General features: G+C 64.9%; 8 protein-coding genes. 5 read left to right on the top strand and 3 right to left on the bottom strand.

Going from position 1 to position 10929, the window contains the following annotated elements:
* The first annotated feature begins 13 nt into the window (after window positions 1-13).
* The 3 genes from V474_RS19560 to V474_RS19550 all read left to right on the top strand — a co-directional run bounded on the left by V474_RS19560 (window position 14) and on the right by V474_RS19550 (window position 3938).
* Window positions 14-1189, top strand: a complete 1176-nt coding sequence (locus V474_RS19560; protein WP_148649477.1) for a histidine phosphatase family protein — start codon at window positions 14-16, stop codon at window positions 1187-1189.
* 285 nt (window positions 1190-1474) lie between these two features.
* Window positions 1475-2323: a DUF3667 domain-containing protein gene (locus tag V474_RS19555; protein ID WP_169795100.1), complete on the top strand. Its 849-nt coding sequence runs from the start codon at window positions 1475-1477 to the stop codon at window positions 2321-2323.
* 13 nt (window positions 2324-2336) lie between these two features.
* Window positions 2337-3938, top strand: a complete 1602-nt coding sequence (locus V474_RS19550; protein ID WP_082699895.1) for a TPM domain-containing protein — start codon at window positions 2337-2339, stop codon at window positions 3936-3938.
* 325 nt (window positions 3939-4263) lie between these two features.
* On the opposite strand, the gene V474_RS19545 is transcribed toward V474_RS19550, so the two are convergent.
* From V474_RS19545 to V474_RS19535, 3 genes are all read right to left on the bottom strand, one after another.
* Entirely contained in the window at window positions 4264-7242 is a 2979-nt protein-coding gene (locus tag V474_RS19545; protein ID WP_236711348.1) for a TonB-dependent receptor, read from the bottom strand.
* 120 nt (window positions 7243-7362) lie between these two features.
* On the bottom strand, window positions 7363-8316 hold the full coding sequence (locus V474_RS19540; protein WP_059153085.1) for a FecR family protein: 954 nt from the start codon (window positions 8314-8316) through the stop codon (window positions 7363-7365).
* Complete coding sequence (locus V474_RS19535; protein ID WP_148649476.1) at window positions 8313-8849, bottom strand: RNA polymerase sigma factor; 537 nt, start codon at window positions 8847-8849, stop codon at window positions 8313-8315. The genes V474_RS19540 and V474_RS19535 overlap by 4 nt, the downstream gene beginning before the upstream one ends.
* Window positions 8850-9035: 186 nt before the next feature.
* On the opposite strand from V474_RS19535, the gene V474_RS19530 reads away from it, so the two are divergent.
* Together V474_RS19530 and V474_RS19525 are read left to right on the top strand one after the other, a co-directional pair.
* Window positions 9036-9341, top strand: a complete 306-nt coding sequence (locus V474_RS19530; protein ID WP_059153083.1) for a hypothetical protein — start codon at window positions 9036-9038, stop codon at window positions 9339-9341.
* Between the two features lie 67 nt (window positions 9342-9408).
* A complete protein-coding gene (locus V474_RS19525) occupies window positions 9409-10869 on the top strand; it encodes a CYTH and CHAD domain-containing protein (protein ID WP_059153082.1) in 1461 nt (486 codons plus the stop codon).
* Window positions 10870-10929: the final 60 nt, after the last annotated feature.

Genomic DNA, 10929 nt, shown 5'->3' with positions numbered 1-10929 from the left:
AGGAAGCCCTGAAGTGATCGCGCGCGGCCTGCTTGCGGCTCTGGCGCTGCTGATCCCGGCGGTCGCTCACGCCGCGCCGGGGGACCTGGTGACGGAGCGCGCCGTGCTGGTCATGCGGCACGGCATCCGCGCACCGCTCGACGGCGAAGTGCCCGAAGGCACGCGTACGGACCGGCCATGGCCCGTCTGGGGCGTGGCGCAAAGCGTCGTAACCCCGCATGGCGAACGGGCGCTGGAGATCGTCGCCGAAACCGACCGCCGCCTGCTCGCCTCGCGCGGGTTGATGGACGCCGGAGGATGCCCGAAATCGGGGTCGGTGTCGTTCATCGCTAACACGTCGCCTCGCGCGATCGCCAGCGCGGTAGCCTATGTCAGGGGCTTTGCGCCGCAGTGCGATCTGGCGGTCTCGCATCTCGATGAACCGCAGGCCGATCCGATCTTCGAGCCCTTGCGCGCGAAAGCGACCGCGTTCGATGCCCAAGCCGCCGTGGCCGATATCAACCGTTCGACCGGCGGCATGGCCCGGCTCGCCGAGCACGATCGTGCGGAACTCGCCCTGCTCAACCGGGTGCTGGGTTGCGGCGAGGGCGATTGCCTGCCCCCGGCTGCCCCCGCCATCGCCGCGCGGGGCCACGATATCGCGCTTTCTGGCCCGATCCGCAGCGCGTCCGGCATCGCGCAAGTGCTGCTGTTGCAGTATCTGGAAGGCATGCCCACCGACCAGGTCGGCTGGGGACGCATCGATGCGGCGGGGCTGCAGCGGCTCGGCCGCCTGCACGCGGACCTGTTCGCCGTCTACACCCGTCCGCCCTATATGGCCGCGCACCAGGCAAGCGCACTGGGACGGCGCATCCTCGACACTCTCGACCACGGCCCCGCTTTCGAAGTGCTGATGGGCCACGACACCAACGTCACCGCTCTAGCGGCCGCGCTGGGGGTCGATCTGCCCGCTGAGGGTTATGCGACGAACGACGTCCCCCCGGGCGGTGCGATCCTGATCGAGCGCCTGCGCGATGTGCGTTCGGGCCTACGCTACGTGCGCGCATCCTATCGCACCCAACCGCCCGATACGCTGCGCGGGCTGGGCGCGCAGGTCTCGCTCACGCCGCTGCGCATACCCGGCTGCGTCATGGCCCCGTGCCGCTACGATGCCTTCGCCGCTGCATTTGGGCAACGCTTGGCGAAGTGACCACAGGTTGCCCGACGTCACCGTCGCGGTACACCTGAGGCTCTCCTCTAATTGGAAGCCACCATCTCATCCAGTTTCGCCTGATCCAAAGGTTTCAGATCGGGTCTAACTGCTTGGATGTAACGGTGTTTCAACAACCGGCACCAGAAGCAGCGATCGGTTTAGGCACGAATTTCAACCGTCGCCCCATTTCGAACACGAACGGGCGGAAAGGCCTCGCACGCAACGTGCTGTCGGCTGACGCGTTGATATGCCACTGTTCGCATTCCGCCAGAGGTGATGCCGATGCTGCGCCGAGCAATCGATGCCGTTCTGAAAGAGCCTGCGATCGATTTCTCGCTGCCGCTCACCAACGGCGTTGACCAGGCTTGGCTCGACGCAAGCACATGCCGCAATTGCGGTGCAACTCTGGCCACGCCCTACTGCGGTCAATGCGGGCAGAAGGCGGCGGCACGGCTCGCCTGGCATGATACCGTGCGGGAGAGTTGGGAGCGCCTGCGCATCTTCGAAGGCCAGATGTTGGGCACGCTGGCCCGGTTGCTTCTGACGCCCGGCCGCGTGGCGCAGGAATACGTCATGGGCCGCCGGAGCGCCAATATGCACCCGCTCAAGTTGCTGGTCGCATTGGTGGCGATCCTGGCCCTGACGCTCGCGGCAAACGGCTATTTCGGGCATTACGCCTTCCGCGGCCGCAATGCCGACGTCGACCTGATGGCGGCGCGCGTGATGACTTACGCCAACTGGAGCTTCTCGCTCGGTATTATCGCGATCTACGTCGGATCATGGTCGGTCCTGCGCCGCAGACCCGGCTATAATGCGATCGAGCATGCAGTGCTGAGCATCTACGCTCAGAGCGTAATTCTCGGCATTATCGTTCTGAACATGCTTCCCACCCTGATCTGGCGCGATCCCGCGTTCGTCCTGTGGCACAAGTCGGCATCGCAGTATTACGTTCCTGCCGTGAAACTGCTCGTGGTAGCGGCTGCGTACAAGCAGTTCTTCCTCTTGAAAATCAGGACAGACTGGCCGCGCCTGCTGCTCGCCTGCGTGATCTTCGCCGGCGTGAATTGGCTGCTTCTGAGGCTCTACGCGTTACTGATCCTGTGGCTCGTGACGGACACAACTATACCATAACGAGGAGAGAGAGATGCGGCGATTTGCTTGTCTGACGTTGACTCCGTTAGTAACGCTGGTCGGCGGGTGCGGACCTCAGGCAGAACAGTCGGCTACCAGCCTGTCCAGTTCGGACAAGGTTGAAGCGATCGCTTCCACGCTTCAGGCCTGCTCCTACGACGGCGCGCCGGTGAAGGCTTCCGCGTCGTCTCTGGACGGCCGGGCGCCTAACGACTGTGCGCTGGCAGTGCGGCGGATCATGGAGTTCACCGGGCTGCCGGCGAACTTCGTGGTTGTCTCAGGCCCGGTAGACAATGCGGCAGCCGTGATCTTGCTGGATGACAAGCGGGTCCCGCGCCGTGTCATCGCATTTAACCCGCAGTTCATGAGCGAAGCCACCAAGGCGGTCGGCGGCAGCAAGTGGGGTCCTATCAGCGTGATGGCCCACGAAATCGCCCACCATCTTTCAGGACACACGATCGTACCCGGCGGCAGCCGGCCGGAAATCGAGCTGGAAGCCGACAAGTTCAGCGGCTTTGTGTTGCAGAAGATGGGCGCACCGCTGAACGATGCGACACGAATGATACTGACGGTGGGTTCTGCCCACGGCTCTCCGACCCATCCCGACAAGCAAAGCCGGGCCGAAGCCATACGACAAGGGTGGGAAGAATCCTGCCGGCAGAACGGCGGCGCAAAATGCGATACGGGTCAAGCTGCTGCGGGACCGCCTGCTAAGCCCGGTACAATAGCGAGGGCGCAGACGGTTGCTCGCGCTCCCACGCTTCCGGCGCCGGGCTCGGTTCCCTTCAAATACGGTCACTTTGTTAATGACGAGACCGGCAAGCTCGATCCGGCCCGGGTAAAAGCCATGGAAGCACGACTGTTCTCGCTGGCCAAGGACGTTGGTGTCGAAGTCTCGTTTCTCGTTGTGGACGACCTTAAGGGTCTAAGTGCGCAGGATTATGCCTGGGCTATGATGCGGCAATTACGGGTAGGCAAGCTCGACGTCGGCAACGGCGCCGTTGTCGTCGTCGCTCCCCGCCAGCGCCAAGCCGCTGTCGCCTTTGGCCCGGGGCTGGCGAAGGAGGCGGAGTTCTCCGATCCGCAGGCTCAACTCCTTCAGTGGGTGGATGCTGCCTGGAAGTACTGTGACGATGCGGACGGTTGTGGCGGATGGACGGACAACCTCTTCAACATCTTCAATTTGACGCTTTCGAATGCCGCCAACACCAAATGGACGATCCAGTATCCCTCGCTGGGAAACCTCCTGAGCCACTATGAAAAGATCAACGCGGAAAGGTTAGCGACCAGGCGCACGTTCAATCCCGCCACCGACCAACCGCTCGGCAATCTTATCAGGATCAGTGGCAAGATCACCGACCTTTCGCCGCCCACGGGGATGGGCCAAGTCAACAGTCGGCTGATCGGCGGCACTTTGGGCTACACGGCCGTGAGCATGAAGACCCAAGACGGCTATGACGTGATCCTCTACGTGTCACCTCGCCTCGCCGGCTTGATGCCTGGCGGAGCATTGAGGCAGGGAACCACATATACAGCCGTTGGCCGCTTGCAGCGCGCTGGCGACAACGATCGGCAAGCGTCCGCCCTGTGGCTGTTCAGCTACGATCCCCTTTGACGATCGCGCAATGTCCGCTCGGCCATTTGAACAACTCGCATGGCCGAGCGGAGGCTGATGCCTCAAGAGACCGTTTGAGAATGGGCTTTGCCCATTCTGCGCCCCTTCCGAAAGATGGGGAATTACTGCCTGAACGAATAGCACCGGCGCCCGCACGTAGACACCGAGCACCGTCTGAAAATCGGCGATATCCATGTCCGCGATCAGGACTTCGTCTCGGATGCCCTGTTCGATGCGAATGTGTTTCACGGCGCAATTATTATCCCGGCAAGTCCGGCCGGCACAAAGAACGGTGCCCGCCTGGCAAACCGGGCGGGCACACGCATCAGAACTCGGCGCTGACGCCGAAGCTGAAGGTTCGGCCGCTCGTGGTGTAAACCTCCGGTCGCATGGCATCGACGTTGGCGAACTGCTGGATCGGCTCGTTCGTCAGGTTGATGCCCTCGGCGATCAGGCGCACGCCCGGCAGAATGTTGTAGTGCGCCTGGAAGTCGACGTTGTTCGTCGCCTTGATGCCCCCGCCCGAGTTGGCGAGCGCGTTGCCGGCGCCGGTCAGGTAGCGGCTGCGATAGGCGTCGGAGACACGCACGCCCCACAGCGAATTCTCGTAGTAGATCGTCGCGTTGAACGCCCATTTCGAGAGGTTGTCGAGCGGCAGCTCGCGCGAGGTGGTGACGCCGCCGGTGGTGTAGAAGGCAGTGCGGTGGCCGTCGAACCAGGTGCCGTTGGCCGAGACGCCCAGGTTCTTCAGCGCGCCGGGGAGGAACGTGAAGTCGTGCTGGAACGCTGCTTCGATGCCCTTGATGTCGGCGCCCGGGCCGTTGATCGGCTGGCTGACGTCATAAGGCGTGTTCGCGTCCTGCCCCTGGATCAGCAGCGACAGCGGCAGGCCAGTCTCCCCATAGGGCATCTGCTTCGAGGACGAGGTGATGAAGCTGTCCATGCTCTTGTAGAAGAACCCGAGCGAGGCGAAGCCGTGGCTGTCCATGTACCATTCGACCGACCCTTCGACCGAAGTCGCCTTGTAGGGCTTGAGGAAAGGGTTGCCGAGGCTCAGTGACCCCCCGTTCGGACGGGTCGTTATCGAACCCGCCGCGGCGAGGTCGCTGAGGCCGGGCCGGTTGACGTTGCGGCTGGCGCTGAGGCGCACCACCACGTCGCGCGTCACGTCGAGCGCCACGTTGGCTGCCGGAAGCCAACCGTTGCTGTTGGTGCTGATCGACACGGGCGCGAAACCAGCGCTCGTCGCCAGGTGGCCCGACGAGGTCAGGTCGGTCGAGTAATAGCGCACGCCCGCGTTTGCGCGCAGCCGCATGCCACCCACCTCGGTATCAAGGTCGAGCTGGGCAAAGCCGGCCCAGGTCTCCTCGTCCACGCGGTAGTCGCTGCCGGCTTGCAGATAGGCGGCGGTCAGGCTCCGGTTGTCGCCGATGAGCGAATAGACGCCGTCGACGTTGCCGACGATATACTGCAGCAACGTGTCCACCGGCACCGTCTGCTTGACGCTATTGGGGACCTGCGTAACCGTGGGCACGTTGTGGAACACCTTGTTGGCCCAGGTGTAGCCGCTGTTGACGAAGTGCTTGTACTCGCCGCCGGCCTTCAGGGTCAGCGCATCGTCCAGCTTGTAGGCGCCGTCCAGCTTGCCGTTCGTGTACCGGCTGGTGACCTTGTTTTCCTGGACGTCGAGGCGCTGCAGCGCCCAGTTGTTCGGATCGGTCAGGTCCTTGCCGTAAGTGTTGACCGGGATGGTCGGCTGCATGTCGAAGCTGAAGGCGGTGTTCTTCAGCTCCATGAACACCTTGTCGAACACCGGCTGCGAGAACTTCGATTCCTCGACGCCGCCGAGCGCGTGGATGCTCAGACGTTCGCTCACGTCCCAGCTGAGGTTGGCGACGCCCTGGTAGAAGTCGGTGTGGTTCTTGACGATGTGATGCTCGGAACGCAGGTCGATGCCGGTGTAGCTCGCGGCGCGCAGCGTGTTGGAATCGTCGATCGTTGCGCTCTGGATGACCTGCGTTCCGCCGATCGCGGTGCCGGTCAGCGGGTTGGCTCCGGCGGTGGCGAGGGCATAGTCATCGCGATTATCGGACAGGCGGCCGTAGAGCAGGTCGACATCGAGCTTGAAGTTGTCGCCCGGGTGGTACTGCAGCGCCGAGGTGATGCCGAGGCGCTTGCGGTCGGTGTACCAGCTGGACGGCGACTGCGCGGTCGATTGCCAAACGCCGTTCAGCAATTGCTGGCGGGTCGCGGCGTCGATGTTCGGGCCGATGTTCGCCGCGTTGTACTTGGTGAGGCCCCAGCCCCAGTTACGATAGCCGTATTCGTTGTTGCGGATCTGGCTGTAGGCGACAGAGACCAGCGCGCCGAAGTCACCCCAGCGGCCCGAGGCGAGGCCGACCACGCGCGGCGTCACGCCGTCGGTGTTGGTATTGGTCTGGCCCTTGGCGGAAACGACGAACTTCGTGCCGTCGTAGTCGAACGGCTTGGCACTGTAGAGTTGCACGGTGCCGGCGATGCCGCCCTCGTCCTGTTCGGCGGAGTACGATTTCTGCACCGCGACGCGGTTGAACAGTTCGGAGGCGAACAGGCTGTAGTCGAACGAGCGCGAACGGCTTACGCCGCCGCGGTTGTCCATGCCCGAGGCGGTGTTGCCAAGCACTTCCATGCCGTTGAGCTGGGTGCGGGTGAAGTCGGCACCGAGGCCGCGCAGGGCGATCTGGCGTCCTTCGCCGCTGTCACGGGTGATGGTGATGCCCGGAATGCGCTGGAGCGATTCCGCCAGGTTCAGGTCGGGAAAGGCCGCGATATCGGTGGCGACGATGTCATCCTCGGCGCCGACCGCGCGGCGCTTGAGTTCCTGCGCCTGGGCGATGCTCTGGCGGTAGCCCGAGACGACGATCTCCTCCGATGCCGGCTCGAAGTCGGTCCCTGTCGCTGCCGGGGCTTCGGCTGCGGAGACGGCGGAATACTGCACCTGCGTCATGCGGCGAACCGGCGCCGGGCTCGCGGCTGGCTTCAGCACGGCGATCCCGCCCTGCATCTGCGCCGAGAGGTTGGTGCCGCGCAACAGCTGGTCGAGCGCCTCGCGCACCGTGTGGGCACCGCGCACGCCGCCGGTCCGCAATCCGGAAACGGCCGCCGGCTTCACCACGACCTGAAGCCCGGTCGCCTGCGAGAACTGCGAGATCCCGGTCCTGAGGTCCGACGGCGCGATGGCGAACTGCATCTGGCGGTTCAGCGCGGTGCTGGCCGTGCCCGCCTGAGCGACGCCGGGCGCGGCGAATGCCAGCGCAATGGCCAAGGAGCTAAGAGAGATTCCCCGTATCAACATCGATTTCCTCCGTTCGAGCGCGACGCGCCTCCGAGGGGAAGACGGGGTACGACGAAGATCAGGACAAAAGAATTTTGTTGCGTTGCAGCGTCAGTTTAATGGCGCTTTTGCGTCACTTGCGGCGGCCACGAGCCGCAGGCGCCCCTGCGTTGTTTCCACGCGGAAGCCGTAGACGTCGCCCATTACGGTGAGCAGCCCTCGCGCGTCGTCGAGTTTGAAGCGGCCTGCGAGCGGGATCGCCGCCAACTCGGCGGATGGCGCGATGATCTCGGGACCTTGACGACGGTTCAGCGCGTCCACGAGTTCGCCGAGCCGCATGTCGTCGGTGTCGATCCACGACTGGCGCCAGTCCTGCTGGGCCGCGTCGAAGCGCGTAGGCGACTGCGCCACCCCGCCGCTGAAGCGCGAACGCCACCCCGCCGGGACGACGACGCCTTCGCGCCCAGTCCGGTAGCCGCCGAACCGCACCGCGCCTCGGTACACCGCCAGCTTCACGTCGCGGCTGTCCCGGTTCAGCGTGAAGGCAGTGCCCAGGACCCGCGTGCTGGAATCCCCCGCGCGCACCTCGAAGGGGTGCGCGGCATCGTGGGCGACGTCGAAGTAGGCCTCGCCCCGCTGGAGTTCGACGATGCGGTGGCCGCCGCCGATCTCGACGTCGAGCGCAGTCGCCCCGTCCAGTTGCAAGGTCGAGCCATCGGCCAGTTCGATGGTCATCTGTTCGCCGCGCCGGGTCTCGAAGTGTTCGCGCGGCACCGACGCCACACCGGCCCAGTCGTGGTTCCAGCCGCCGATGCCGACCAACGCGACCAGCACCGAGGCGAGCCCGGCGCCGAGCGCGCGGCGCCGCCCCTGCCGCATCGCCAGGACCTGAGCATCGGACAACCGGCCGATGCCATCGAGTTCGGCCAGAGCTTCGCCCAGTGCGGGATCGTCGAGCACGGCCTGGACCTCGGCGGCGGCCGCGGGCGGCGCTTCGTCCAGCGCCGCATCGTCCTCGCGCATCGCCCAGCGGGCGGCGTCCATCAGGACGGCACGGCGGCTCATGGGTGCTCCGACACGGTAAGGCCGCGCCGCTCGAGCGCGTGGCGCAGGTCCGCCAGCGCGCGAGTGCAGTGCTTGTCGATGGCGGCCTGGGTCATGCCGAGGTCAACGGCGATGGTCGCGCCGGGCACCCCGTCGAACTTGCGGCGCATAAAGATTTCCCGGCGCAGCGGCGGCATCACCTTCAGCGCCGAGGACAGGATGTCCAAGCGCTGACGATAGTCGAGAACCTCATCCGCACGCGGCTGCGGGCAAGGGATGTCTTCGCACAGTTCGCCGGCCGGCGGCATCGTGCGCAGCCGCCGGAAGTGGTCGTGGACGAGATTGCGGGCGACCGCGAAGCAGAACGCCGCCGCGTCCGCGATCGAGCGCTTGCGCCGATAGTCGTAGAGGCGGACGTAGGTTTCCTGGACGATGTCCTGGCCTTCGGTTCGGTCGTGCAGGCGTCCGGTGACGAAACGCAGCAGCGTATCGCGCAGCGCCGCGTCATCGGCAGCGGCCTGCCGCCGGCTCACCAGCGAGGTCATGTCGTTCATGGCATCGGCGCGCCCGGGAACGACCGAGCCTGCCACCGGGCGGGCGCTCTCATCTGGTTCTTCCCTGATCGACGATTCGTTGCAGTTTCGGCCGGACTGCTAGGGCCCTTGCGTGAAGCATGCGTGACAATCGGCGGGTAGATGCACTAGATCGCGCCGTCCTCTCCGGGAAAAGGCGAGCAAAGCGTGCGTCATCTCATTTTCCTGGCCATGCTGGCGGGTACCGCAGTGGTTGCCTCGGCCGCGCCGGGCAAGCGACCCGACTTCAACCATCAGCGCCTCGCCTTCGTTGTCCATCTCGGCGATTTCATCGACAAGGACTGGAAAAGTTACGACGGGTGTTACCCCTGCGCTGACCTTGCCTATTGGCGCGCCGAGGGTGATCGGAATCCTGAAATGTCCGATTATTTTGGCACGCTCACAAAGGCTGCGGCAAGCGGTAGCAAGTACCTTTTGGCGATTGCTACCTGGATGTGTGGCAACGCGAGATAGCAAAACGGTTGCGACCAATCGCTCGCTCATGGGTTGTTATCTTTAATGGATTATCCAAGGATAGCGCATGACGTCAGACGAGACGAACGAGATCGAAGTCGAACTGAAGCTGGAGCTGTCTCCTGAAGGCGCCGACGTGCTGGAAGCGTCTGGCCTGTTCGGGGGAGCAGCGGAGAGGGTCCGGCAATACGCCACATATTTCGATACGCCGAACCACGACCTCGCCCGCGCCGGGCTCTCCCTGCGCATCCGGCGCAATGGCGAGCGGCGCGTGCAGACAGTCAAGGCCGGCGCCGCCGCCGCCGGCATGTTCATCCGCCCGGAATGGGAGCGCGAGGTCGCGGACGACCAGCCGATCATCGACCACTCGACGCCGATCCCCGCATTGCTCGGCGAAAAAATTGGAGCGATCGCTCCGGTGTTCACCGTCGAGAACGAGCGGCGCATCTGGAACGTCGAAGGCATCGAAGTGGCGCTGGACCAAGGCCGCATAATCGCGGGAGATCGGGAGTCGATGCTCCAAGAAGTCGAGCTGGAGCGCAAGAGCGGCGATCCAGCCGGGCTCTTCGCCCTCGCGAGGCAGATCGACGCCGCCGCGCCCGTTCATCTGGGTGTGCTCAGCAAGGCGGAGCGCGGCTATCGGCTGCTGGGACCTGTCGTGTCGCGGGCCAAGGCCGAGCCCGTTGTTCTCGACCGGGCGATGACGGCCGCAGCGGCCTGCCAGGCGATCGCCAATGCCTGCCTGCGCCATTTTCGGCTCAACGTGCCCCTGGTGCTGGACAGCCGTGACGCCGGCGCGCTCCATCAGGCCCGCGTGGCGCTGCGGCGGCTGCGCTCCGCCCTTGCCATCCACCGGGACATGCTGATTGACGGCCGATCCGCGCCGTTCAATGACGATCTGCGCTGGCTGGCCGGCGAACTCGGCATGGCGCGGGACATCGACGTCCTGATCGAACGCGCTGGCGAGGGCACGATTCAGGCCCGGCTGCAGTTCGCCCGCAAGGAAGCCTACGACAACGCCGCCGCGGCGCTGCAGTCGGATCGCGCTCGCATCCTGCTGCTGGACGTGGTGGAATGGATTTCCTTTGGACAATGGTTGTCGCTGAAGCAGACCGTGGACATCCGCGAGATGCCCGCGCGGGACTTTGCCGAGGGCGCACTCCAGCGCTTCCGCCGCAAGGTCAAGAAGAGCGGCCGCCATCTCGAACAGCTGGACGACGAAGCGCGCCATTCAGTGCGCAAGGCGGCGAAAAAGCTGCGCTACGCCACCGAGTTCTTCGCGGGTCTCTACGATCAGAAACGCGAGAAGAGGCGTCACAAGCGGTTCGTGTCGGCGCTGGAGACCCTTCAGGACCGTTTGGGTGTGCTCAACGATCATGCCGGTACCCCGGAACTGCTGGGGAGGCTCGGTCTCGCCGGCGAGCCGGATGCGGCGGCGCTGGTTGGGAAAGGCCCGGACCCCAGGCTGCTGGAAGCGGCGGCGGAAGACTATGAGGCCCTCGTGGATGCAAAGCGCTTCTGGCGCTGAGGGATCGCCCTGCCCCGCCTAATCGGCGGACGTTCATGTCCATGTGGATACGGATCGCGT

The sequence above is a fragment of the Novosphingobium barchaimii LL02 genome (assembly GCF_001046635.1).
GTDB classification, from domain to species: domain Bacteria; phylum Pseudomonadota; class Alphaproteobacteria; order Sphingomonadales; family Sphingomonadaceae; genus Novosphingobium; species Novosphingobium barchaimii.
The sequence above is the reverse complement of the archived record's forward strand: the minus strand, read 5'-3'. Positions and strand labels throughout refer to the sequence as shown.

Coding starts and splice junctions, on each gene's coding strand:
- V474_RS19550 (WP_082699895.1), top strand. CDS start 2,337: ATGCGGCGATTTGCTTGTCTGACGTTGACTCCGTTAGTAACGCTGGTC.
- V474_RS19555 (WP_169795100.1), top strand. CDS start 1,475: ATGCTGCGCCGAGCAATCGATGCCGTTCTGAAAGAGCCTGCGATCGAT.
- V474_RS19525 (WP_059153082.1), top strand. CDS start 9,409: ATGACGTCAGACGAGACGAACGAGATCGAAGTCGAACTGAAGCTGGAG.
- V474_RS19540 (WP_059153085.1), bottom strand. CDS start 8,316: ATGAGCCGCCGTGCCGTCCTGATGGACGCCGCCCGCTGGGCGATGCGC.
- V474_RS19535 (WP_148649476.1), bottom strand. CDS start 8,849: ATGAACGACATGACCTCGCTGGTGAGCCGGCGGCAGGCCGCTGCCGAT.